The sequence below is a fragment of the Snodgrassella sp. genome (genome assembly GCF_024103505.1).
Taxonomy (GTDB): Bacteria; Pseudomonadota; Gammaproteobacteria; order Burkholderiales; family Neisseriaceae; genus Snodgrassella; species Snodgrassella communis.
The window spans coordinates 72,332-97,465 of sequence record NZ_JAGGIJ010000008.1; the positions used below are offsets into that span (position 1 = coordinate 72,332).

Consider the following 25,134-nt stretch of genomic DNA (forward strand, 5'->3'; position numbering starts at 1 on the left):
TTAAAACCAACCAGCCCTGTTATTAAACAGGGCTGGTTTCTTATTTATTATTCTTATAATCCATTTATCTTCAGTACAGACATAAGCAATTATTACCCCTTCCAAAAGCATATCCTGTTTCCATTTCAGTTTCAGCCACAAACCAATTGCAGTGATTCCCATCTGCATATAATTTTCAGCATCATTGCCGACAACAAACAACTGACTTGTATCTATGAATCAGTTTCATCCAGACGCATTATCAAATTCAGCCACATATACCCTACTATCAGTTAAAATAGCCACATAAACAAACCTTCTGCTACATTCCCACAGACTCTTTACTTTCATAAAGGAACGACTGTCATGTTTTCCAAAGCATTAACCATTGAAAATTTCGACCCGGAACTGGCCTCAGCCATTGCCCGTGAAAATCAGCGTCAGCAAGATCACGTGGAGCTGATTGCATCAGAAAACTATGTAAGCTGTGCTGTGATGGAAGCTCAGGGCAGCCAGTTAACCAATAAATATGCCGAAGGTTATCCGGGCAAACGCTATTATGGTGGCTGTGAATATGTAGATGAAGTAGAACAGTTAGCCATTGACCGCCTGAAAGAATTATTTGGCGCTAGCTATGTAAATGTTCAACCACACTCCGGTTCTCAGGCCAATCAGGCAGTATACGCCAGCGTACTGCAACCGGGCGACACCATTCTGGGCATGTCACTTGCCCATGGTGGCCATCTGACTCACGGTGCCAATGTCAATATTTCCGGCCGCCTGTATAACGCCATCACCTACGGTCTGGATGAAAACGAAATCCTTGACTACAATCAAGTGGAACAACTGGCGCTGGAACATAAACCAAAAATGATTGTTGCAGGTGCCTCTGCCTACGCACTGGAAATAGACTGGGCACGTTTTCGTGCTATTGCAGACAAAGTGGATGCCTATCTGTTCGTAGATATGGCACACTATGCCGGACTGGTAGCAGGTGGCGAATACCCGAATCCCGTCCCTTTTGCTGATTTTGTCACCACCACTACCCATAAAACCCTGCGTGGTCCACGCGGTGGCGTAATAATGTGCCGGAGTGATGAACATGCCAAAGCACTAAACTCAGCCATCTTCCCTTGTTTGCAGGGCGGACCATTAATGCATGTCATTGCCGCCAAAGCAGTAGCATTCAAAGAAGCATTGCAGCCTGAATTCAAACAATATGCTCGCCAAGTTAAAGCCAATGCCAAAGTACTGGCTGAAACACTGATTGAGCGCGGTTTGCGTATTGTTTCCGGCCGCACCGAAAGCCATGTGTTTCTGGTGGATTTACAACCGAAAAAACTTACCGGTAAGACTGCTGAAGCTATTCTGGGACAGGCGCATATCACCGTTAACAAGAATGCTATCCCTAACGATCCAGAAAAACCATTTGTTACCTCAGGTATTCGCTTGGGCACCGCGGCTATTACTACCCGTGGTTTCACCGAAGCCGATACTCGCACACTGGGACACCTGATTGCCGACGTACTGGACAATGCAGACAATGAGCAGGTAATCTCAGAAGTTGCTCAAAAAATACAGGAAATCTGCACACGATTACCTGTCTATGGCAAATAAACAACAACATTAAATTATTAATATAGTTATTATTGATTAGCACCTAAAGACTACCTATACTCATAACAGACTAATACACAATCAATTCAATGATGTATTAGTCTGTTTTTCTATTGAAAGAAACATTGCTATTTGTTTCCCTACAGGAAACCTAGCTTTAACCAATCAAGCATTATCTAATTACTGATAATGTATTAACATGTGTACATAACAAAAGCAGCATACATGACCTGCTTTTAACAATTTAATTTACCTCAATAATTAATTTTGAAAGGAAACAAAATGAAAAAATTAGTTTCTACCGCTTTATTGGCTGCTTCTTTAACCATGACTGCCGGTTTTGCATTGGCTAATAGTAACAATGACTCCACTGATATTCACAATTTCAGCGAGGCTACTGCTCAGAATGGCCAGAACAACCATGTTTCTGCATCCACCCCAGAAAATACCCCGTACCGTACTCTGGATACCTATTCCGGTAACCACTAATATCCATAGGCTGCCACAATACAAAGCATAACAAAAAGTTATGCTTTTTTATTTTAATCTGGCAATAGCTATAATTGCCATCTATCGGTAAAATTTTAATACAATCAGTCTTAACTAACTCAATAAATATAATCTTCTTATAACCACCATAATCAACAAGTGTATTGTCACCAAATAACCACAAATCATATATCTATTTCGTTTCATTCAAATACACTTAAAATATTAACAGCATTAGCAAACAATTGTTTATCTTAATGAACTTAAGATGTGCTTATATAAACGGCCTAGTTTTGCAGGGCGAACACACAGGCAAAGTTGTTAACCTCTCATTTGATCATCAACTGCCAACGTTTACTTTTGAAGATAACTTTCTTGACTGGTACGAACGCTGGCTGGATGAAGTGATTTCGGGTAAGTTATCAAACCGAGAATCTGGCTGGTTTGGCCATACCGTTGCCGGTTCTGAAAAGCAATTACTTGAAAAATTTTTTATATCAGATTGCGAAGAATATAAGTACCACTGTTTAGAAGCATTATTGCATCAAGCCAACATTTCATCAAAGACATATAAAATACTGGAAAATTAGTATCACCTGAATAATGCCGATTTGAAACGCATCAGTTTACAAGTCATAGCTAACTTCTCTTACTCGAAAGCCAGAAATTATCTCCATAAATACTTTGATATTGAACCAGAGTTTGTTATTAAACTGCTGTACTGGTATGACAAACACAAAATAAACGAGTGGATAGAAATATTACATACTTCCACCCCACAACTCAAAGATGCTCAAGCTTTCAGGTACTTTGTATATTTATTGGAAGAAAGCAAAACCAATTATGTTCAGATAATCCTGCCATTTACCGCACATGCAAACAGTGAAATACGTGCCACCGCCTTCTATGCCTTAGGTTCCCTGAACAATAAAACTAAAAAAACAATAATCAACTATTTCATTGCCGGGCTTACTGATTCAAATCAGCAAGTAATCTATGAGGCACTATCAGCACTGAAAGGAATTACCGACAGCAGATTGCTCAAATACTATCAGGCTATTGCCAACAAAATCACCCAAGAAGATAAATACAGTAATTTATTATATCAGCTAAATAGTTGTCTGATTTATTTCAAATTAACAAATGAGACCATTCTCAATATAGATACAGATACTTATATAGTAAAAAAATGGTTTCAATTTTGGAAAAAATATTAAATTATTTATGCTCAATCCTTTACCAATATACTTATCACTCATTATCTTATTACTTCAGAATAATAATAAGATGCCTTTAGACACTCAATAAAGATAATGCTCCAGCGATCTGGCCATTAACTTAACAGTAGGAATTATCCATTTATATTATTCCCAACTAACAAAAATCAAACACAACATTTTGATTACAAAATTTTATTTAAAAATTCACTTATTAATATTAATTTTACCTCAGCGCTATACTCCTACCATTGCCACAGGATTAAGATAAAACTTCATTATTCTCAGGAGTACAACATGGGTTTACTTTGGACGATTATAGTAGGTTTTATTATAGGTCTGATTGCCAAAATGGTTTATCCCGGCAGACAACAGCTAGGCTTAATTGTGACCACACTACTGGGTATTGGTGGCTCCTTGCTCGCAGGTTATGTAGGACAGGCATTTGGCTGGTATCAGGCAGGGCAAAAAGCCGGTTTAATAGCTTCAATTATTTTTGCCTGCATCATTCTGTTTATCTACGGCAAAATCAAAAACCGTCAGATATAAAAAAAGGTGATGGATTTTAAATCCATCACCTTTTTCCAAATAACAGTAATATTACTTTTTAGTTTGTATTTTTCCCACCCCTCTATCGCGCAACTGAGCAATTGTGGCATCAATGCCCTGCTGCTGAATTAACTGATCAAACTGGCTTCGATATACCGTAACCAAACTGGTACCATTCACCCGAAAATTGTAAATCTTGAATACACCATCAGAGTAATACATCTGGTAACCAACGGTATAATGTTTATTACTGCCACTAACAACCTCAGTAAACGTTTCCAGCTTATTATTTCCCTGATTCACAACTTTCGGTAATACCTTTACCGTAGCATTGCTGGCACCCATTAATGCTGAGTGGGCATAAATTCGTACAATCATATTTTTAAACGCCGCACTGAAATCCCGTCTTTGCTGCGCCGTAAACTGCCGCCAAGGCAACCCCACCGCTAAGGCGGAAATCCGCTCATAGTCCAGATATTGATCTGCATAACGCTCAATCTGGCTGATTCGTTGCTGCTCGTTCAAACTTTTATCCCGTACTACCGACAGCACCGCATCTACATTCTGCTGTAATTGTTGCTGTGCCAGCTGTTCCTGCGTTGCAGCAAACGTGTATACTGAAAACAGCAACATCCATGCAGTCATGTAAACTCTTACATACTTCTGCATTTTCTTTCTCCTGTTAATAAGCAAAAAAAGCGGTTTATGTACTTCTTCATCCATAAACCGCCTGCTATCTTTCATCTGCAAAAATTCTTTATACAGCTTTAGCTGCTAACCAGTCCCTGACACTGGCCAAAGCTGGTGCCAGTGCAGCGATATCCTGCCCGCCTGCCTGCGCCAAATCAGGTCGGCCACCGCCCTTACCGCCCACCTGCGTGGCTACATAATTGACCAGCTCGCCAGCCTTAACTGTTTTGCTGAGTGCTTTTGATACACCGGCAGTAATAGCAATTCTACCATCATTTACCGCCGCCAATAACACCACAATATTATCACCCTGAGCGGTTAAATCAGTAGCAATATCACGTAAAGCACTGCTGTCTGCTTCAATCTGGCTGAGTACCAGTTGCGCCGTACCCACAGTTTGTGCCTGCGCCAGCAAAGCTTTACCAGCTTGTCTGGCCAGTTCGCTTCTGGCTTCGTCTAACGCCTTTTCCAGCTGCTTACTCTGGTTATGCATAGCCTGTAATTTGGATAGCAAATCCTCCGCTGTCTGTGCTTTTACTTCAGCTACCGCTGCTTTCAGCAATTCTTCCTGCTGCTGTACAAACTGTAAGGCATTTAATCCGGTAACTGCCTCAATACGTCGCACACCTGCGGCGATACCACTTTCCGATATAATTTTAAAGAGCCCGATATCACCAGTACGTGCAACGTGCGTTCCGCCACACAGCTCAGTGGAAAATTCACCCATGCTCAGTACACGTACTTCATCACCGTATTTTTCCCCGAACAGTGCCATTGCACCGGCGGCAATCGCCTCATCAAAACTCATATTCTGCGCACATACAGCCACATTGGCCACAATAGCCTGATTAACACGGCGTTCAACTTCCGCCAGTTGTGCAGCACTTACCGGCTGTGAATGCGAGAAGTCAAAACGGGTACGTTCCGCATTTACCAGCGAACCTTTCTGCTCAACATGGGTACCCAATATTTCGCGCAAGGCGCGGTGCATCAGATGGGTAGCACTGTGGTTACGCATACTGGCTTCCCGCAACACACTATCTACCTGAGCCGTAACCGCATCACCCACTTTCAAACTGCCAGACAGCATTTCCCCAAACTGACCAAATACCTTAGCCTTGATTTTTTGGGTATCATCCACCTGAAAACGGTTTTCACCGGCAAAAATATAGCCCATATCACCAGTCTGACCGCCGGATTCTGCATAAAACGGAGTAAAATCAATCACGACAGCCCCAGTTTCACCAGCATTCAGCTGCTCAACCGCCTCACCGTCCTTATACAAGGCCAGAATTCTGCTTTCATTCTGGCGCTGCTGATAGCCAGTAAATTCTGTATCAGTGCCTTCATAGACCAACTGCGTATTGGCCTTGAAATTCTGAGCAGCACGGGCACGGGCTCGTTGCGCAGCCATCGCGCGCTCAAAACCAGCTTCATCCAGACTGATATCACGTTCACGCGCAATATCTGCGGTTAAATCATATGGAAAACCATAGGTATCATACAGCTTGAAAATCACCTCACCGTCCAAAGTCTGAACACCATCCTGCAAAGCATTTTCTAGCAGAGCCATCCCTGTTTCCAGCGTTTGCGCAAAGCGGCTTTCTTCCTGTTTCAGAACATCGCTGATTTGCGTCTGCTTTTCAACCAGCTCAGGATAGGCAGCCCCCATTTCCTGCACCAGATCAGCTACAAGCAAATGGAAAAATGCCTGTTTACAGCCCAGTTTATAGCCGTGGCGTACGGCACGGCGAATAATACGCCGCAACACATAACCACGACCTTCATTACTGGGCAATACACCGTCAGCAATCAAAAAGGCACAGGAACGGATATGGTCGGCAATGACTTTCAGACTTGGAATTTCCTGACTATACGATATGCCTACCACCCGCGCCACAGCATGAAGCAAATGGACAAACAGGTCGATTTCATAATTACTATGTACCTGCTGCAATACTGCTGATATCCGCTCCAGTCCCATACCGGTATCAACCGAAGGCTTGGGCAACGGATTCATCTGCCCGTTTTCATCACGGTTATACTGCATGAATACACAGTTCCAGATTTCGATGAAACGGTCACCATCTTCTTCAGCACTGCCCGGAGGGCCACCCCAGATATGCTCACCATGGTCATAAAAGATTTCTGAGCAAGGACCACAAGGACCGGTATCACCCATCTGCCAGAAATTATCCGAAGCATAACGAGCGCCCTTGTTGTCGCCAATACGAATAATTTTTTCTGGCGGCAACCCAATCTCATTTAACCAAATATCATAAGCTTCATCATCTTCAGCATACACCGTCGCCAGCAGTTTTTCCGGCGGCAGATTCAACCAGTCCTTGCTGGTAAGAAATTCCCAGGCAAAACACAGAGCATCGCGTTTAAAATAATCACCAAAGCTGAAATTGCCCAGCATCTCAAAAAAAGTATGATGGCGCGCGGTATAACCGACATTTTCCAAATCATTGTGTTTACCTCCGGCGCGCACACATTTCTGTGCAGTAGTCGCGCGGCTGTACGGCCGCTTATCAAAGCCCAGAAACACATCTTTAAACTGATTCATACCCGCATTGGTAAACAACAGGGTTTTATCATCCTGAGATGGTACCAGTGAAGAAGATGGCACTACCTGATGGCCTTTACTTGCAAAAAATTGAAGAAATTTAGAACGTAATTCTGCTGTTTTCATGTTAGTTTCAATTAAACGGGCGAATAATCGTATTCAGGCAGTCTGTATAAAAACAGACTGCCTGAATATGTATACTAAAAAAGAGGACACTGGCTTAGTTAAGCTATTACAACCATTACCCTCGTTAAAATCATCTGCATATCTTACCGCAGTTTTACGCATAAGCCTACCTGAACAGACCAAATTCCATGCCAAAATAACATTTCCAACCACAGTGCTGCCCTATATACGGTATAGTTAGCCCAAAGCAAACAGAATGAAGTTACAAAAACAGTAGTAACAAATAACCATGTCAGCCTGTAATTGGCGCATCTTTGAAAAGGACAAACATGAAAAACACAGCTTGCCTGAGTTTATCCGGTTTGATTTTATGTCTTCTGACCGCATGCAGCGGCTCACATGATAACAGCAATCAGCAACCCGCTTCTGCTGCTGCCAGCAATACTGGCACTTTAAGCAATACCAAAGCATTAAAAATATATAATTGGTCGGATTACGTCGATCCAAAAATTATTGGTGAATTCGAAAAAAAATATGGCATAAAAGTCACCTATAACTTTTATGACAGTGATGAAACGCTGGAAAGTAAAATTCTTACCGGACAATCCGGCTACGATATTGTCGGGCCATCCAACTCTTTTGTTGGTCGCCAGATTAAAGCCGGTGCCTATCAGCCACTGGACAAAAGCCAGATACCGAACTGGAAATACATCAACCCAAAATTGCTCAATTTATTAAAAGACGTAGATCCGGGCAACCAGTATGCTGTACCTAATTACTGGGGTATGAATACCATCGCAATCAACATTGAAAAAGTTAATGCTGCTCTTGGTGACACCCCAATGCCAGACAACAGCTGGGACTTAGTCTTCAATCCTGAATACACAGACAAGCTGAAAAATTGTGGTATCAGCTATATGGATAGTCCAGTAGAAATGATTCCACTGGCTCTGCACTATGCCGGCAAAGACCCAAACAGTCAGAGTAAAGATGATATCGACATCGCTGCCAATATCATCAAAGCCAACCGCAGCAATGTATTGCGCTACTCTTCTTCTGGCTATATCGACGATCTGGCGCGTGGCGATGTCTGTGTGGCCATCGGCTTTGGTGGTGATTTGAATATCGCCAAACGACGCCGGCAGGAAGCAACTGGCAAAAAAGATATCGTAGTGCTCGTACCCACTCAGGGCGTTTCCCTTTGGGTCGATACACTTACCATTCCGCAGGATGCCGCCAACCTCAAAAATGCCTATCGCTACCTGAACTGGATTCTGGAACCACAGATTGCGGCCAGAAATGCCAACTACGTTACCTATGCGCCATCCAGCATGCCAGCTAAAGAACTGATGAAAAAAGAATACCGTGAAGACAACAGCATCTTCCCGTCAGATGAAGTTTTGGCCAACAGTTATCTGGTTTTACCGGCAAAATCCGACACCTTAAAATATGAATTGCGCTTATGGCAAAACCTCAAGGCAGGTAAATAGTTGTTCTGAATAATATCAGCCATACAGCAAACGCCTCAGTAATGAGAGTTTGCTGTATTTATTTCAGTCTTATAAAAAGCATAATGCTGTCTAACGGCACAGCTCAGGAAACTTCTTCCATGCCTGTGATAATGTCGTACCATTAGAATAAACATTTACCATACTTTGTGACATACCCGTTTTAACCACATCAATTTGCAAGCCTTCTATCTTCGTAAACGGATTGACCAACGCCAGAGTCTGACTACCATCAGGATAAGCACTGATTTTGTAAAATTCCCGTGGTAAATTAAAGCGTAACTGTAATTTATCATGTAAACACTTACCCACCTCAATGGCTGGCCGCTCAATACTGAGGCTGACATCTGGTAGAACCGTGCGTTCAGGTTTCAGCACCGGAACATCTTTCGATACTACTACACAGCGAAACTGATTTGTGCCAGACGACTGACTAGACTGCAATAGAGCATTTGCCACAGCCTGTGAATCACATTCGCGCTCTTGCGCAACATAAGGCGTTACCTGAACGCACCCCACCAACAGACTGGCGCACAGACATGGCCAACTCACTATTTTTTTCCACAACATATTTAACATTTCCATTATATGTATTTAGGTTTCAATCATTCAGACTAATAACATCTTCTTGCCAGCAGATCATCACTGCTTCTCTAAACTCAATCAATCTATTGTCATTTCAGAACAATAATTCCCGCTTAATTGAAAATTACATTAACTGAAAACCGCAGTATGCCAAATGCTATAACGCAAACAAACCGCTATAATAACAGCCATATTTAAACACATACCAGTTTTATCATGACTTTCCCTACCGTCAAAACCGTCACATTGGCTTTAACTGGCGCCTCGGGCATGCCCTACGCCAGACGGCTGCTGTCCTGCCTGTTACAGGCCAATATCAGAGTATGGCTACTGTATTCACAGGCAGCACAGATAGTTGCCCGGCAGGAAATCAACTGGCATTTACCTACCAGCGCCAAACAGTGTACCGCAGCACTATGCGCAGAATACGCAGTCGACCCATCCATGCTTACCGTGTTTGGACGCGATGAATGGTTTGCTCCGCCGGCCTCCGGATCCAATCCAGCTGATGCCATGATTATCTGTCCGGCCAGCATGGGTTGCGTAGCAGCCATCGCCGCCGGTACCTCAGACCATCTGCTTGAACGCGCTGCCGACGTTTCCATTAAAGAAAACCGTCCGCTGATTATCGTACCACGTGAAACACCATTATCAGCGATTCATCTGGAAAACATGCTCAAACTATCACGACTAGGCGTATGCATCCTGCCACCAGTATCAGCTTTCTACCAGCATCCCCAAAGCATCGAAGACATGATAGACTTTGTAGTGGCGCGCATTCTGGATCAACTGCGGATACCGCATCAATTAATTGCACGCTGGGGTGCAGAAAATAATTCTTGACACCACACACAGAATGCTTTATGGTATAGACATGAAAAACGTAATCACTTTCTCTTTTGCTTATTATTGGTACCACACCTCGGTGCGGTGCTTTTTTGCGTTTATTTGAAAACCTGTTAGCAAAATAAAAAGTGAACCGCCCGGCCAACCCGAGGCGGTTTTTTTATTACCATAAACGCCTCAAGCAAAAAGGCATTAAAAATGTATCAACAACTACTGGAGAACAAAATGTCTGCTTTATCATTAAAACAGCTACCACAATCAGCATCGCCGGTATCACAACTTCAACGCTGGTACATGATTGTTGATGGTAACCAGCACCGCAGTGATCTATGCCAGCTACAGCCTCAGTTTCAGGCTCCCTATATGCTCAGCGAAGCACTCATTCCACAGCTGCGACTGGTAGCCATATTAATTGCCGCACAACGGCTTGGCTTTGACCAACCTACTCCGGATATCATTAGTGAAGAAGCAGACTGGTTTGCCGCACGCATTCTGGTAATGGGAGTGAGAGTTTTTCATCTCGACATTACCTTAATCCCGATGCTGAAAACAGCCAATAGCCGTGCCCGCAGCTTTGCGCAAAAACATAATCTGCCCTTTACTCAGGCTCAAATGCGCATGAGCCTGCACGCCAGCCGTCCCGAACAGATGCTGATTATAGAGACACAAACCCAGTGCAAAGAAGATAAAGGCTGGGTACAAAACAGCCAGCATTTTGCCCATAACCTGTGTCTGACAGAAGATACTATACTGGCAGCCTGCAACAGACCATAAACCAACGCTCCTGCTTTATCAACCTAAAGCACTTTGCGCAGACTGTGGTTCACCTTATAGCGCGCATAAAGCGTAATCTGTTGCAAAAATTGTTCCAACTCCTGCGCCGCGAAACTTGCATGGATAAAATAACAGCCATCACCGGTAATTTTATAAATGGCCTGTACCGCAGCAAAACTACTTACCAGCTGTTCAAATTCAGCAAACCGGCTGCTATCCATGTAAATCGTTATAAATTGCTCAGACGGATAATGTTCGGCCACAGTAAATCGCTCAATCACCCCTCTATCTACCAGATTCTGTACCCGCAAACCTACCGCCTGCCCGCTCAGAAAAACCTTTTCACCAATTTCTTTCCACGATAAACGGCTATTGCTTTTCAGCAAATCCAAAATTGCCCTGTCCTTTTTATCCATACTTTCATCCTGAAAAAAAATAGTATTAACTGTTTTCATCAGCCTGTTCCGGCAACAGCCATAGCAGCGCATAATTGAATCACCAAAAACAACCGGAAAAAATAATGAAACAGTCGCTTATAATCATTGATGTACAAAACGACTACTTTGAACAGGGTAAAATGCAGCTGTATCAGCCGCAAAGAGCATTAGAAAAAATATTAAAACTGCGTGAACATTTTCGCCAGCACCAGCTACCTGTGTTCTATATCCAGCATATCAATATCAGAAAAAACGCAACCTTTTTCCTACCTGAAAGCCACGGAGTGGCCTTACATCCGCAATTGCTGCCCTTAGCCAGCCAAAACGAATTTATCATTCTTAAAAACCACCCTAACAGCTTCTGGCAAACAGATCTGCATCAACAGCTTCAGCAGCAGAGCATCCAACAATTGGTTATCTGTGGCATGATGACGCATATGTGCATTGACTCCACTACCCGTTGCGCAGCAGAACTTGGTTATCACCCCATTTTGATTGCAGATGGTTGTACCACCCGTGATCAAGAATTCAATGGCACACTTACCAAAGCATCAGATGTTCAGAACAGCTTTCTAGCAGCACTCACCACTTTTGCCAAAGTACAATCTGCGGAACAATTTATACACTAATAATTCACCATTTTGTTTTCGTGAGTAACCTATATTATAAAAATTACACCTAATTATTGCATCACTTCAGCCAGATAACAGATTTCTAATAAAAAAGCACCAGTCACTGAATACAGTATTCAGTAGACATGGTGCTTTTAAAATAAATAGAATTATTAAGCTGTTTTATACTTACATCGGCAGGAAGCGACTCGGATCCTGTGGCTGACCATTCTCACGCAACTCAAAATGCAATTGAGTACGTTTGGCATCAGTATTACCCATCGTGGCAATCTGCTGGCCACGTTTCACCTGCTGGCCTTCTTTCACCAGAATACTCTGATTATTACCATAAGCCGTCAGATAAGTCTGATTATGCTGCACAATAATCAGATTACCATAACCGCGCAAACCATTACCGGCATATACCACCTTACCGGAGGCCGCAGCCACTACCGACTGACCGGCACTGCCGCCATAATCAATCCCTTTACTACTACCGCCATAGCTTTGCAAAATACTGCCAGCGGTTGGACGCTGCCATTCAATACCGCTTACACTGCGCACACTACCAGTGCTGACAGTTTTACTGGTCGATACTGTAGTAGAGCTAGATGGCGTAGTTGTCGTAGTAGTGCTGGTAGTCGTAGTTACACTGGATGTATTTACCGGAGTAGTCACAGTTGTTGTTGTATTTTTGCTGCCAGCAGGTGCCACATAACCAGCCGGTTTTACACGCAGTACTTGTCCCAGCTTAATATTATTATCAATAATATTATTCCATGAACGCAGATTATCCTGAGTAATCTGATAACGCTTAGATATATTAAATACCGTATCACCACGTTGTACCGTATGAGTGGCGGCATTAATATCTACCGGAGAATAATTGCCTACATAACCAGCAGAAGTATCAGCATTGGGCGTATAGGCCGGAGCAGTATTTGCCGGAGGAGTATAAGGTGCGGAGCCATATGGATTATCGGCAGAGGTAGTGGCAGTACCACCGGCTTCACTGCTGCCCGTTTCTGTCGGTGCTGCCGGTTGTTTGAAAAGAGTACAGGCACTCAGTGCCAGCCCCAGCAAACACCAGCCGGAACGAATTACGTTTTTTTTCAACATAACGGTTTACCTTAAATCATTGCAATATTCAGGGGGAGCCAGCGCCACAGCGGCGGCAACAGCTAATTCAGACAGTATCATAAACAATGCTCAGCATTGTGTAAAATGACAATAAACATAAACTATTTTAACATGCCCAAATAATTTTGTTTATTCTCATAATTTTTTAGCAGCAATTGCCCAGTCATACAAAGCTTTCTTATTTTCACCACTAATCTGTGCTGCCAGCACAGCAGCCTGCTTAGTTGGCAACTCCTGCACCAGAATCTGCATCACCCGAACAGCCTCGGATGATAAATCAACATTCTTCTCTAACTGTGCAGGATGCAGTACCAGCACCATCTCACCACGCTTCTGGTTAGCATCTTTATCCAGAACCGTCTGAATTTCCGCCACCGTACCACATAAATAAGTTTCATGAGTTTTACTGATTTCACGTGCCAGCATCAGACTACGCTGAGGAAACAATAATGCCATTTGAGCCAGCGTATCAGTAATCCGGTGTGGTGTTTCAAACATCACCACCGGATAAGATACCTCCTGCCAGTCCTGTAGACGCTGCTGTCGTTCACCACTTTTTGCCGGCAAGAAACCAGCAAAATAAAAATCAGACTGCGTTACTCCTGCCACACTCAATGCCGTCATCACCGCACTGGGTCCTGCAACTGGCAAAACCTGATAACCGGCCTCGCGTACTCGCGTTACCAGCCGTGCACCGGGATCACAAACAGCCGGCGTACCCGCATCAGAAACCTGCGCCACAACCTGACCCGCAGCCAAAGCTGCAATGATCTTCTCCGCCATACTCTGCTCGTTTTGCTCACGTACACTAATCAGCCGTGCAGACAAACCATAAGCCCGCAGTAATTGTTGCGTCACCCGCGTATCTTCCGCACAAATCAAATCAGCACGGGACAGCACAGCCAGAGCACGAAAACTCAGATCAGCCAGATTACCTATCGGAGTAGCCACCACATAGAGGGTTTGCGGTACAATACTGGTAACAGCTTTCTGATAATGGGCTTGCATTCATCTATCCGTAATCTGGTTCAATTTTAAATAAAGGCGTCCAGCTGACAACTTAGCAGCAGACAGCCCGAAGTTATTACTATACCACGATGTCTCGGTATTCCAGTGTTAATGCATAACAGCAGAGCCCATACACAGTCCAGATACTGTTTCAGCAGCCAGCTTGCCTGAAACCCGGCATATTGCCTGCATTCGCATCCATTAACACATTAATTTATATGACAGAATCCACCTCAATCCATCAACATTTTGCCGATAGCGCCCAGCTACTGAATGAATGTGCAGATTTACTGGCAGAACCCATCGTCGAAGTTGCCCAGGGAATCCTGATGGCATTAATGAGTGATGGCAAACTGCTTATTGCCGGCAATGGTGCCTATGCATCTTTAGCCAATACACTGGCAGCTTACATGATTACTCGCTTACAACAAGAGCGCATGGCACTGGCTGCATTATCCCTATGCAATAACCCCTCCGTACTCAGCGCATTAACCAGCAGCGAACCCAACGACCTGTTTGCCAAACAGATTCATGCACTCGGCAAACAGCATGATATGCTCTGTGTATTATCAGCAGATGGTCAAAGTACCAATCTAGTTAATGCCATCAAAACCGCTCATGAGCGCGATATGCGTGTATTAGCCATCACCGGCGGAAGCGGTGGCGAAGTAGCTAGCTTATTACGCGATGACGACCTCTGGCTGAATATACCCGGTGATCATCCCCTGCGCGTACTGGAAGCACATCAAGTAACCATTCATGCCCTATGTGCACAGATTGACCAATTATTGCTGGATGGTTTATAACCAGCAACAACTCAATTCACAGGTGTATCTCATGAAAAAATACTTATCTGCCCTAACATTGGGGCTTTGCCTAACAACTACCCTAACAGGGTGTCCGGCAGTTCTAGTTGGCGGTGCCACTGTTGGTACACTATCAGCCATCGACAGGCGCTCAACCGGCGCACAAACTGATGACAAAATAATGGAAGTTCGCATCCTTGACGGTGCCATGTCCTATCTCAACAGTCAGGCACAGCAAAGCAAATTCCAGCCCACATTGTCAGTTATCAGCTACAACCGGCAAATCCTGCTGCTTGGACAGGTTGCCAACGAAAACGATAAAAATTTGGTCGAACGCGTAGCCCGGTCACAGCCGGCGGCACAGAAAGTGTATAACTATATTGATCTTGCCAGCCAGAACCGCAAATTCAATCATGTAACCGATGACTCATGGGTTACCTCAAAAATCCGCTCTAACCTGCTGCACACAAAAGGAGTATTTCCGAAACATATCAAAGTAGTTACCTACAATGGCGTAACCTACGTAATGGGCATATTGACACCTGCCGAACAACAGACAGCCACAACAGCCATCAGTACAACATCCGGCGTACAGAAAGTAATTACCCTGTACCAAACCTTTGAAAACACCCCGAACAGCACCGCAGGAAACCCCTGATATCCAGACATGCTGCGATAAAGTCATACACTTCATGCTGTTACAGCAGCAAATAGCCTGCCTCTGATTAGCATAAACGAAAATTTGGGTATAATAGCCGTCTTATACAAGACCATATCCCTAAAGGATTACAAAATCATGAGCACTAAACCCACCGCACCCGAAACAAAAAATAAAAAAAGCGCGGTCAAAACTGGTTTGAGTACCTTCAGTAAAATTCTCCTAAGCCTGTTTCTGATTCTGGTCATCTTTGTTGTCTGGTTTGTTTTTCACGCTTGGCAGGTTCTGAATACTCCACAAGAAACTACCAATTATGCCTCCCAGACCAGCTTCGAAGTACTCACACCAACAGGCGCAGCAGGTGCAAATAACACTACCCAGTCACCAGTATTTGTTCCTAATCCAGCGGTTACCGCTGCTTCCGACAGCGAAAACATAAATACCGCCTCTGCACCAGCTATCGCAGAAACTTCTGGCAGAGACAGTACTAAACCTAAAGCAGCAGCACCAGAAGAACAGGAAATACAGCCTTTAGTACCAACCAATGTAACAACCACCAACAACAAAGACAGCAGTCCGCTCACACCGGCCACCCCAACGCCAGTAGTAAAGCCAAAACCGGCAGCCAATGGTGCTAATGGCAAACCATTAGATAACCTGTTTTAAAAACACACTACTACAAACAACTACGCCCATCCTCAAAGATGGGCGTTATTATTAATTGCCTCCAACTTAATTATGCAAATAATCATAGCTGGCTGGCAGCTTACCTGAACAAATAGCAAAATCGCCTCAACCATCCGAATACAGACAACAAAAACCCACAGCAAAGTACAACACAAATTGCACAGTGCAACTGTATCCAACAACGCTTCAGCACAGATAAAACTGCTGCAATACCAATATTGTCAGGCAGTCCCAAGCTTGAGCTCAGAAACCATTCAGACCCTTATCAATATTTATTATTGATAAGGGTTTTCCAGCGTTGCCATCAGCTCAGTCAGATAAGCACGCAACTGCTGTTCCTGACACCCCATCAGCAACCCATCTTCAAAGGCTTCCTGTGCCAGCTCATAAATCTCCTGCATATTCTGCTGCATCACCTTAATTTTTTCAGTGCAAGAGACAACATTACCCGCATCATCCACCCATTTAGGCATCGGAGGTAAAGACTTCATCAATGTTTCACCCTGCGCGCCGTTACAAAAGCACGCGCCCAGTAACCCTGTTCAATACTGGTAATTTCAATATTTTTTCCCGTACGCGGCGCATGAATCATCCTTCCATTACCAATAAACATACCCACATGCGAAATACCGCCACCACCGGGACTGAAGAACACTAGATCACCCGGCTGCAAATTAGTCCGGCTGACTGATTCACCTACCGTGGCCATCTGGCGCGAGCTACGCGGCAATGTAACACCCATACTGCGCCGGAAAATATATTGCATAAAACCACTACAATCTAACCCGCTCGTAGGAGAATTTCCACCAAAATGATAGGCTACACCCAGCAGCCCCATCGCATTCATAATCAAATCACTAGCGTCATCACCTGAGCGCACAACCGGCGTAGCAGTCCGCTCACGAATCAAACGTTCCAGTGCAGCATTATCCAGCCCCTCGTCGGGCGCCGCCATCACAGGCGTAATCAAAATGAAATTGGCACACAGGCATACCGTTGCCGATTTCATTAATCTTTTAATCCACTTCATGCCAACATTATTCCATCTATTCATCAAACAATTCTGCTATCCTGTAAGCAGCCATTGTCTGGGATATCATCATATGTTTTCACCCAATTCATCTCGTATCAGCGATTGGGCGCGTATGCGCGAAATTCTTACTATTCTGGCCAAACACGGCCTCGGTGAATTTCTTGTTCGTATCAAATTACCGATACGCCGGATCAAACATTCTGATCCATCAGCTCAGCATCAGCGTTATCTGAGTACACCACGGCGATTTCGTCTGGCTTTTGAAGAGCTCGGGCCAACATTCATCAAACTGGGACAAATACTGGCCACCCGTGCAGATGTCTTCGGAGAAGAATGGACAGAAGAATTTGCCCATCTACAAAATAACACACATCCCCTCCCCATAACTGACATTAGAGACATCATACAGGCTCAGCTAAGCCAGCCATTAGACACCATCTTCAGTCACATAGAAGCACAACCAATTGGCAGCGCCTCCATAGCACAGGTTCACCGCGCCACACTTACTAGTGGCGAACAAGTTGCCATTAAAGTCAAGCGACCGGGCATTGAATCAACCGTTACAGCCGACCTGCGCATTCTCAACCACATAGCACAACTACTCGAATCGGAAATACCCGAATCCAGACGCTACTATCCCGTACAAATGGTGCAATATTTTGCCCGCTCACTGGAAAAAGAAACCGATCTGACTGCCGAACGTCGCAATATGCAACATTTCGCCCGTATTTACAACCAACAGCAGCAAATCCATATACCCCAAACTTATGCGACATATTCTAACCGTCAAATACTGATACAAGAATATATTGACGATACTTTACTTAAAAATCTTACACTCAGCAGCTGGAGCAAACAACAACGGCATAACCTCGCCGCCACATTGGTTGACATCATACTCGACATGATATTACAGCATGGCTTATTTCATGCCGACCCGCATCCGGGCAACATTTTAGTACGAAACGATGGTCGCATCACCCTGATCGACTTCGGACTGATTGGCCGGCTCAGCCAGCAACGTCATCAGGAAATCATCACCCTGATTCACGCCCTGCTTGAACGCGACCAGTTTGCCCTGCAATATGTCCTGTCCAACTGGGCACAGGGAGAACCCCTCAACGAAGATCAGCTTGGTAGTGCCGTACTGGAAATGTTGCTCAACTATGAACAGCTCAACAGCAGCCAACTGCGTATCAGCCAGATCATCAACGACATCACCCATATTGTCCGCGAATACGGCCTTACCCTGCCTGCCGACCTCATCATCCTGTTCAAATGTCTGATTACCCTAGATGGCGTCATCAAACAGATAGATGGCGACTTTGAACTGTTAAACCATGCCCAGACTACCGTCCAAAACGTATTGCGTCACCGTTTTAACACACACACCATCTGGCGCCACAGCAAAATGCAGCTACATTTATTAGCTCAAATAATAGACACCTTACCGCAAAACCTATTACGCCTGAGCAAACGCATCCACCACGGCCAGCTACCTATCAGCCTCAATATTCAACACATCGACAAACTCAACAACCAGCTGGACAAAGCTGTCAACCGCCTGACCATGGGCATAGTCACTGCGGCACTGATCATAGGTTCGTCCATAGTCATGAGTATCAACGCCGGTCCCAAAATATTTGATCTGCCAATTTTCGGACTACTTGGCTACCTGCTGGCTTTCAGCAACAGCCTGTGGGTAATCTGGTCAATCTGGCGTTCAGGACGGCACTGAATCACACTTACCGACCAAACATGCCCCCCTGTCAGAAACCTGCGGATTCCATTAAAATACCCACTTAAACAAAATCAGCGGCATCAAACAGCACCATGCGCTATTAACAGCCAAACAACCACGTGGTTCGCAATCCATCCCACGCTAAAAAACTAGGAGCCATACTACACATGTATCATTTGCATACAGCCATATTTCCTCTTTTACCCTCCAAACCCCACCTTATCAGCTAGTAGAGCCGAGGAAATATGTTCAAAATCGCTAAAGAATTTCAATTCGATGCCTGCCACATGCTTGATGGGCATCAAGGCAAATGTCACAACCTGCACGGCCATACCTACCGCCTGATAGTCGAAGTCAGCAGCCCGTTGCAACCACAAGGTTCCAGCAAAGAGATGGTGATGGATTTCGCAGACATCAAAACCATCATCAACCAGCACATCATCAGCCAGCTTGATCACGCCTATCTGTATGACGAAACCAATAACAACGAACGCAAAATTGCTGCCCTGCTTAAACAAATGCAGCGTAAAGTATTTGCTTTTCCTTGCCGCACCACCGCCGAAGGCATAAGCCGCTTCATTTTCAATCAATTGACTGCCTATCTGCCAGTATCCAAAATCACCCTGTGGGAAACACCCACCTCCTATTGCGAATACCAGAATACCAAACCATGACCCAGTTTAACATCGTCGAAATCTTTGAATCATTACAGGGTGAAGGCTACAATACCGGCATGCCTGCCATTTTCATCCGTCTGGCTGCCTGCAATCTCAAATGCCCGTGGTGCGATACCGACTTCATGCGCTACCAAAGCATGTCCCTGCAACACATTCTTGACATCGTCCAGCAGTATCAGAGTAAAAACATCATCATTACCGGTGGCGAACCCACCATCCATAAAAAACTTCCCTTACTCTTACAACAACTCAAACAGAAAAACTACTATATCGCCCTTGAAAGCAACGGACTGGGCATTGTAGACCCACATATCGACTACATCGCCTTAAGCCCGAAATTCCACTACCGCCAACACTATCCATTCCTGGCACAGAATCGGGCTGATGAAGTACGCATCGTCGTTGAAGACCATCCAGAATTCATCGCTTTCTGCCAGAAAATAGAACAACATATACAGGCCAGACACTACTTCCTCTCCCCATGCGAACAAAACAACCAATTCAACATCCTCACCACCCTACAGACACTTGGCAAACTCAACCAGCACCGGTACAACAACAAATGGTTACTCAGCCTCCAAACCCACAAACTGGCCAATATTGAATAACTTATAAAATTCAAATACATATTATTCAAAACCATTGAAAAAACATAAATCAGCCAAATATCATAAGCAACACAACTTATTACAACCAAAATCAATAATCTTATCGTAGCAATGCATTCGTACTGTGCATTTATACCAACAATTGTTACAATATAATCAACCTGAGAAATTATTTACTGACAAAATTAAGGAGAATCCTTTTTATGCAACCACGCAATACTTACGATTTTACCCACTTGGGACAAGTAGGCGAAAGCCAGCAAACAGCTGTCCTGCGTAAAGCCTATGCCTTGCTTGGCATATCATTCCTGCCTTGTGCAGCCGGTGCCTACGCCGGTGCCTCTATAAATTTCTACTCCCTGTTCAGCAACTCATGGCTGCCCACTGTCGCCTTTTTCATCTTCGCTTACGGCCTGATGTTTGCCATTGAAAAAAACCGTTACAATAACGTAGGCATTGGCCTACTGATGGTATTTACTTTCGGCATCGGATTTTTCATCTCCCCCTTGCTGCAATTTGCGCTGTCCTCTTCTGTCGGAAGCCAAATTGTTGGCATGGCAGCCATGATGACAGCTGGTGTATTCCTGACCATGGCAACCATTGCCCACCGTTCCAAATCCAGCATGAATGGCCTTGGCCAATTCTTGCTGATAGGTGCAGTTGTCTTAATCATAGGCATGATTCTGAACATGTTCATGCAAATACCAGCCCTGTCATTAACCATATCAGCCGGCTTTGTTATCTTCAGCTCACTGATGATTATGTGGCAGATCCGCACCGTTATCGCTGGTGGTGAAGACAGCGCAACCAGCGCCGCATTAACCCTCTTCATCTCCCTGTACAACATCTTTGTCAGCCTGGTGCACATCCTGCTGTCTATTATGGATGATCGTTAACAATCCATACCAACCAAAAAACTGCCTGAATCCAATAGAAATTCAGGCAGTTTTTTTATTTAATCGTAACCATGATCGCCAAACACACATAACAACCTCCTTACCCATACACCCTATTTAACACCTCATTCTCATATAATAGACACCACCTTTTACATAATCAACTAACATGAACGAAACCATTCACTGGACAGAACACGGCCAGAACATGCATGGCATCTGGTGTGGTGACAGCCGCCATCCGGCACCCAGCCACATACAGACAATCAGCCAAATCAACGCCGAACAGGCACTGCATCTCATGCGCCAGAACACAGCACTACTGTGGCGCGGAGATTACCATCAGGGCAAACAACTACTGGCCGCCATCAAAAAGCGCGTCCACAGCAAAGCCCGCACCCATACCGATTTTCACAAGCACCGTCTGCAACAGGCACAACACAGCCGACTGTTTCAGCAGCTACTGATAGAAATCCAGCCCAATGGCCTGCTCAAAAACAACCGTGCGCCCAATATTGCCGCCGCACTTAACGACGTTTTCGGCAGCCCCAATCAACACACCCTGCTTTTACCCCTGCATCTGCTACTAGGCTACATCGGCGCCCATGAATGGCATAAAGCCGGCGTCGCCATTCCGGCACTGAACGGAAAAAAAATCCACGTTCCATATGGCGTTTTTTCACCGGTACGCGGAGAATATCTCGAACTCGTTGCTCAGGCCAAACTACCCAGTCCCTGCCATACCGCATGGGATATCGGTACCGGCAGCGGCGTACTGGCAGCCATACTGGCACAGCGCGGCATACCCCATATCACAGCTACTGACAACAGCACTCGCGCCATCGCCTGCGCCCAAGCAAATATACAACGCCTAAAACTCAACGAACAAATTCACATCCAGCATATCAACCTTTTTCCCGCAGGTCGCGCAGATCTCATCATCTGTAACCCGCCATGGCTACCTGCCAAACCAAGCAGCGACATCGAAACCGCACTGTACGACCCAGAACACCAAATGTTACAAACATTTCTTACCCAAGCCAAAAACCACCTTACCCCACATGGACAAATATGGCTAATCATGTCCGATATCGCCGAACATCTGGGTTTACGCCCAGCAGAAGCATTACCACAATGGATAAGCACCGCCGGACTAAAGCTAATTCACAAAACCGATATTCAGCCTCAGCACCCCAAAGCACGCCAACAGCACCACCCTCTCGCCTATGCCCGTAACCGCGAAATCACCTCCCTGTGGCAACTGGCAGCCAAATAAAAAAACCATTTGCATCAGTGTGTGCACAACCCAATATCAGCCAAACAAAAAAATAGTCGCAGCAACTCAATTACAGATTTTTTTACATACCAAATTCATATTATTCGCACCCTTATTAACCAGTACAACAACAGAGAAACAAAACACCACTTAAATATATTCAAAACTATTATCAAAGTTGCCGGTACATCGCCAACAGCTGGATAGTACCGCAACAATATTAATCTTGGTTATAGCAAAATAAACAACTTATAAAAGCAACAAGTATCTTGACTAAAATCTAATAAAAACCCATAAAAACAACATTCACCCTAACCCATCAATCACACCTCAACGTATCAATAATCAACTTAAACACATTTGAATGTCCTTTGCGACTTGAATAGTAAAGATAAAAAGAGTCATAAGTGATAGCAAACTCAGTTAACAACTCAACTAATTCACCCGATGCCAATTCCTTTTCAACATCAGCTTGAGCAGTCCACGTGATGCCTAAACCATCTAAAGCTGCTTGCTTACGCAAGTGATTATTAATCATAAATTGTGAATGAGGGTGATATTTAATCGTCTTTCCTGCTTGCGTAAACTCCCATGGCAATTCCGTACCATGCTGCGCGGATATCCTCATACCAATTAACCGATGTTCATCTAACTCTTTAATTTGTTTTGGTATCACTTTCCCGATTAAATATTCAGGGCTTGCTACTAAGGCCATCTTTAAAGGCGGTGATATTTTTACAGCAATCATCTCATTAGCAATATCACCACCTAAACGACATCCCATATCAAAACCTTGTTTAACAATGTCAGCCCAACTATTATCGGCTTGAATTTCGACCCTAATCTGCGGATAACGAGGTAAAAAATCACGTATTTTGGGATAGATAATGTGTTCTATAGCAATACTGGGCGCATTAATCCTGATTGTTCCTGAAGGCGTACTAATAAAATTGCTTAATACGTTCACCTCTTGATTAATCGACTCAAACAAAGGAGAAATTTTTTGGTATAACTGTTCTCCTGCTTCAGTCAATGACACACTACGGGTATTACGATTAAATAAACGCAAATTTAACCGCGTTTCCAGCTTTCGCATACTATGACTTAATGCCGATGAAGAAATGCCTAACAATTGCCCTGCTTTTACAAAACTACTGGTCTGTGCCACAGTAATAAAATAACTTAACTCATTAAGATTGTACATAATCACATTTTATTAGTGAATTTAATTCATTACACTATAAAACACCCTCCCCATTTATCTCAACAGAAGCCCCCGCTAAAATAAATTTATCCTTATCCAACAGATAAATTGAATGATAAATACATTGATACTTAGTGTCAGCAGCAGCTTACCTAAAGTCGCTGTTCCTGTTTTATCAAAAAATCATCATGTTAAATAAACATTAACTATCAACAAATACATAAAAGTAACGCATCACAAGAGAATCAAATATCTAGCGTAGTATGGCGAATTTAATTAGTAAGTTAATCAAAAATTCAGCATATTCCGCGTGTAGAATTTTAAGTAGAGCCAGAGTTTAATTCTTAGCGATATAACAAATTAATGGAGAGCGACAATGTCAAAAGAAGTTATCGTTTTAAGTGGATCTGGGGCAATAGGCATAGCAATTGTCAGGCGTATAGCAGTGGGTAAAGTACTGCTGCTAGCCGATTTAAAAATTGAACAAGCCGAAAAACAAGCTCAAGAACTGCGTAATGCAGGATTTAATGTCCATACTATCGCTTGCGATGTATCAAATCGAGAATCAGTCAATAAACTGGTAGAGACTGCCACTGGATTAGGCAAAATCATGGGCTTAGTCAACACGGCTGGTGTATCCCCCTCCCAAGCGTCTGCACAGCGAATATTTGAAGTCGATTTATATGGTAATGCTCTATTATTTGATGCATTTAGTGGGGTAATGGCAAAAGGTAGTTCGGCTTTAGTCATTGGTTCACAATCATCACATCGCTTAGACCCGCTTACATTGGAGCAAACTAAAGCCCTAGCCTTAACACCTACAGAAGCATTACTCGATTTACCTTTTATTAAAGAAGTAAATGATAGTTTAAAAGCTTATCAACTGGCCAAAAGAGGGAATGCCTTAAGAGTACAGGCTGAAGCGGTCAACTGGGGGCATCGTGGTGCAAGAATAAACTGTATCAGTGCAGGTATTATCCATACACCTTTAGCCAATGAAGAACTCAATGGCGATCGTAAAGATTTTTACCGCAAAATGCTTACAGAATTACCCGTAGGTCGTGGTGGGTCGCCAGATGAAATTGCCAATCTAGCCGAACTCATTATGTCCGAAAAAGGAGCTTATATTACTGGTAGTGATATGTTAATTGATGGCGGTGCCACAGCAAAATTCTGGTGGGAGCTAACCAACTAATTTTTATTAAACGTCTAGTATAAGGAATAACACGATGTATGAATTTAGTTTTCAAAATCCAACTCGTATAGAATTTGGTATCAATAAAGAAAAAAACATGGGTCGCTATATGAAGGAGTTTGGTGCCAAAAGAGTATTAATTGTCTTTGGTAGTGATCGCATCAAACAATCTGGTTTATTTGATAATGTAACAGCAAGCCTGCGTGAA

Annotated in this window: 28 protein-coding genes and 1 riboswitch; of the genes, 18 read left to right on the forward strand and 10 right to left on the reverse strand. The window is 43.9% G+C overall.

Going from position 1 to position 25,134, the window contains the following annotated elements; translation table 11 throughout:
• Positions 1-168: a hypothetical protein gene (locus tag J6578_RS08785; protein ID WP_287951081.1), complete on the reverse strand. Its 168-nt coding sequence runs from the start codon at positions 166-168 to the stop codon at positions 1-3.
• 177 nt (positions 169-345) lie between these two features.
• Between J6578_RS08785 and glyA the strand changes: the two genes are divergently transcribed.
• The 5 genes from glyA (at position 346) to J6578_RS08810 (ending at position 3,851) form a co-directional block, all read left to right on the forward strand.
• A complete protein-coding gene (gene glyA, locus J6578_RS08790) occupies positions 346-1,596 on the forward strand; it encodes a serine hydroxymethyltransferase (protein ID WP_287954409.1) in 1,251 nt (416 codons plus the stop codon).
• A gap of 282 nt (positions 1,597-1,878) precedes the next feature.
• Positions 1,879-2,085, forward strand: a complete 207-nt coding sequence (locus J6578_RS08795) for a hypothetical protein (RefSeq protein WP_093092159.1) — start codon at positions 1,879-1,881, stop codon at positions 2,083-2,085.
• A 293-nt stretch (positions 2,086-2,378) separates the two neighbouring features.
• A complete protein-coding gene (locus J6578_RS08800) occupies positions 2,379-2,675 on the forward strand; it encodes a hypothetical protein (RefSeq protein ID WP_287954410.1) in 297 nt (98 codons plus the stop codon).
• Between the two features lie 21 nt (positions 2,676-2,696).
• Positions 2,697-3,302, forward strand: a complete 606-nt coding sequence (locus J6578_RS08805) for a HEAT repeat domain-containing protein (protein WP_287954411.1) — start codon at positions 2,697-2,699, stop codon at positions 3,300-3,302.
• 297 nt (positions 3,303-3,599) lie between these two features.
• Entirely contained in the window at positions 3,600-3,851 is a 252-nt protein-coding gene (locus J6578_RS08810) for a GlsB/YeaQ/YmgE family stress response membrane protein (RefSeq protein WP_037407903.1), read from the forward strand.
• A 51-nt stretch (positions 3,852-3,902) separates the two neighbouring features.
• On the opposite strand, the gene J6578_RS08815 is transcribed toward J6578_RS08810, so the two are convergent.
• Positions 3,903-4,520, reverse strand: a complete 618-nt coding sequence (locus tag J6578_RS08815; protein WP_093092163.1) for an MlaC/ttg2D family ABC transporter substrate-binding protein — start codon at positions 4,518-4,520, stop codon at positions 3,903-3,905.
• Positions 4,521-4,608: 88 nt separating this feature from the next.
• Positions 4,609-7,236 carry an alanine--tRNA ligase gene (gene alaS, locus J6578_RS08820; RefSeq protein ID WP_287954413.1) on the reverse strand — a complete coding sequence of 876 codons (2,628 nt, stop codon included), beginning with the start codon at positions 7,234-7,236 and terminating at the stop codon, positions 4,609-4,611.
• A gap of 329 nt (positions 7,237-7,565) precedes the next feature.
• Here alaS and J6578_RS08825 point away from each other — a divergent pair, with 329 nt between their 5' ends.
• Entirely contained in the window at positions 7,566-8,726 is a 1,161-nt protein-coding gene (locus J6578_RS08825; RefSeq protein ID WP_037407898.1) for a polyamine ABC transporter substrate-binding protein, read from the forward strand.
• A gap of 90 nt (positions 8,727-8,816) precedes the next feature.
• Here J6578_RS08825 and J6578_RS08830 read toward each other — a convergent pair whose 3' ends face one another.
• On the reverse strand, positions 8,817-9,296 hold the full coding sequence (locus J6578_RS08830) for a hypothetical protein (protein ID WP_143557886.1): 480 nt from the start codon (positions 9,294-9,296) through the stop codon (positions 8,817-8,819).
• A gap of 249 nt (positions 9,297-9,545) precedes the next feature.
• Between J6578_RS08830 and J6578_RS08835 the strand changes: the two genes are divergently transcribed.
• Positions 9,546-10,172 (forward strand): flavin prenyltransferase UbiX, encoded by a 627-nt coding sequence (locus tag J6578_RS08835; RefSeq protein WP_093092169.1) that lies wholly within the window; start codon positions 9,546-9,548, stop codon positions 10,170-10,172.
• A gap of 201 nt (positions 10,173-10,373) precedes the next feature.
• Positions 10,374-10,949, forward strand: a complete 576-nt coding sequence (locus J6578_RS08840; protein WP_176715069.1) for a hypothetical protein — start codon at positions 10,374-10,376, stop codon at positions 10,947-10,949.
• 23 nt (positions 10,950-10,972) lie between these two features.
• On the opposite strand, the gene J6578_RS08845 is transcribed toward J6578_RS08840, so the two are convergent.
• A complete protein-coding gene (locus J6578_RS08845; RefSeq protein WP_287954416.1) occupies positions 10,973-11,404 on the reverse strand; it encodes an Lrp/AsnC family transcriptional regulator in 432 nt (143 codons plus the stop codon).
• Between the two features lie 65 nt (positions 11,405-11,469).
• On the opposite strand from J6578_RS08845, the gene J6578_RS08850 reads away from it, so the two are divergent.
• On the forward strand, positions 11,470-12,015 hold the full coding sequence (locus tag J6578_RS08850; protein ID WP_287954418.1) for a cysteine hydrolase family protein: 546 nt from the start codon (positions 11,470-11,472) through the stop codon (positions 12,013-12,015).
• Between the two features lie 171 nt (positions 12,016-12,186).
• Here the strand turns inward: J6578_RS08850 and J6578_RS08855 are convergent, their stop codons facing one another.
• Together J6578_RS08855 and rsmI are read right to left on the reverse strand one after the other, a co-directional pair.
• Positions 12,187-13,116: a peptidoglycan DD-metalloendopeptidase family protein gene (locus tag J6578_RS08855; RefSeq protein WP_100150176.1), complete on the reverse strand. Its 930-nt coding sequence runs from the start codon at positions 13,114-13,116 to the stop codon at positions 12,187-12,189.
• 156 nt (positions 13,117-13,272) lie between these two features.
• Entirely contained in the window at positions 13,273-14,145 is an 873-nt protein-coding gene (gene rsmI, locus J6578_RS08860; RefSeq protein ID WP_093092178.1) for a 16S rRNA (cytidine(1402)-2'-O)-methyltransferase, read from the reverse strand.
• A 218-nt stretch (positions 14,146-14,363) separates the two neighbouring features.
• Here rsmI and J6578_RS08865 point away from each other — a divergent pair, with 218 nt between their 5' ends.
• The 3 genes from J6578_RS08865 (at position 14,364) to J6578_RS08875 (ending at position 16,275) form a co-directional block, all read left to right on the forward strand.
• Entirely contained in the window at positions 14,364-14,951 is a 588-nt protein-coding gene (locus J6578_RS08865) for a D-sedoheptulose-7-phosphate isomerase (protein ID WP_093092180.1), read from the forward strand.
• 31 nt (positions 14,952-14,982) lie between these two features.
• Positions 14,983-15,609: a BON domain-containing protein gene (locus J6578_RS08870; RefSeq protein WP_239428237.1), complete on the forward strand. Its 627-nt coding sequence runs from the start codon at positions 14,983-14,985 to the stop codon at positions 15,607-15,609.
• Positions 15,610-15,747: 138 nt separating this feature from the next.
• Positions 15,748-16,275, forward strand: a complete 528-nt coding sequence (locus tag J6578_RS08875; RefSeq protein ID WP_287951087.1) for a hypothetical protein — start codon at positions 15,748-15,750, stop codon at positions 16,273-16,275.
• A 296-nt stretch (positions 16,276-16,571) separates the two neighbouring features.
• Here J6578_RS08875 and J6578_RS08880 read toward each other — a convergent pair whose 3' ends face one another.
• The gene (locus J6578_RS08880) at positions 16,572-16,787 is read right to left on the reverse strand and encodes a hypothetical protein (RefSeq protein ID WP_093092184.1); all 216 of its coding nucleotides are present in this window, start codon (positions 16,785-16,787) and stop codon (positions 16,572-16,574) included.
• Complete coding sequence (locus tag J6578_RS08885; RefSeq protein ID WP_093092186.1) at positions 16,787-17,326, reverse strand: C40 family peptidase; 540 nt, start codon at positions 17,324-17,326, stop codon at positions 16,787-16,789. Before J6578_RS08885 ends, J6578_RS08880 begins: the two co-directional genes overlap by 1 nt.
• Positions 17,327-17,399: 73 nt before the next feature.
• Between J6578_RS08885 and J6578_RS08890 the strand changes: the two genes are divergently transcribed.
• From J6578_RS08890 to J6578_RS08910, 5 genes are all read left to right on the forward strand, one after another.
• Positions 17,400-19,067, forward strand: a complete 1,668-nt coding sequence (locus J6578_RS08890; protein ID WP_093092188.1) for an ABC1 kinase family protein — start codon at positions 17,400-17,402, stop codon at positions 19,065-19,067.
• Positions 19,068-19,183: 116 nt separating this feature from the next.
• A riboswitch (PreQ1 riboswitch) is annotated at positions 19,184-19,229 on the forward strand.
• Between the two features lie 86 nt (positions 19,230-19,315).
• A complete protein-coding gene (gene queD, locus J6578_RS08895; protein ID WP_093092190.1) occupies positions 19,316-19,744 on the forward strand; it encodes a 6-carboxytetrahydropterin synthase QueD in 429 nt (142 codons plus the stop codon).
• On the forward strand, positions 19,741-20,355 hold the full coding sequence (locus tag J6578_RS08900; RefSeq protein ID WP_239428232.1) for a 7-carboxy-7-deazaguanine synthase QueE: 615 nt from the start codon (positions 19,741-19,743) through the stop codon (positions 20,353-20,355). Before queD ends, J6578_RS08900 begins: the two co-directional genes overlap by 4 nt.
• A 203-nt stretch (positions 20,356-20,558) precedes the next feature.
• Positions 20,559-21,251 carry a Bax inhibitor-1 family protein gene (locus J6578_RS08905; protein ID WP_093092194.1) on the forward strand — a complete coding sequence of 231 codons (693 nt, stop codon included), beginning with the start codon at positions 20,559-20,561 and terminating at the stop codon, positions 21,249-21,251.
• Between the two features lie 169 nt (positions 21,252-21,420).
• Positions 21,421-22,527, forward strand: a complete 1,107-nt coding sequence (locus J6578_RS08910; RefSeq protein WP_287954422.1) for a methyltransferase — start codon at positions 21,421-21,423, stop codon at positions 22,525-22,527.
• Positions 22,528-22,846: 319 nt separating this feature from the next.
• Here J6578_RS08910 and J6578_RS08915 read toward each other — a convergent pair whose 3' ends face one another.
• Positions 22,847-23,731, reverse strand: a complete 885-nt coding sequence (locus J6578_RS08915; RefSeq protein WP_287954424.1) for a LysR family transcriptional regulator — start codon at positions 23,729-23,731, stop codon at positions 22,847-22,849.
• A gap of 376 nt (positions 23,732-24,107) precedes the next feature.
• On the opposite strand from J6578_RS08915, the gene J6578_RS08920 reads away from it, so the two are divergent.
• Positions 24,108-24,926, forward strand: coding sequence for an SDR family oxidoreductase (locus J6578_RS08920; protein WP_287954426.1), 819 nt, complete (start codon positions 24,108-24,110; stop codon positions 24,924-24,926).
• The last annotated feature ends 208 nt before the right edge of the window (positions 24,927-25,134 follow it).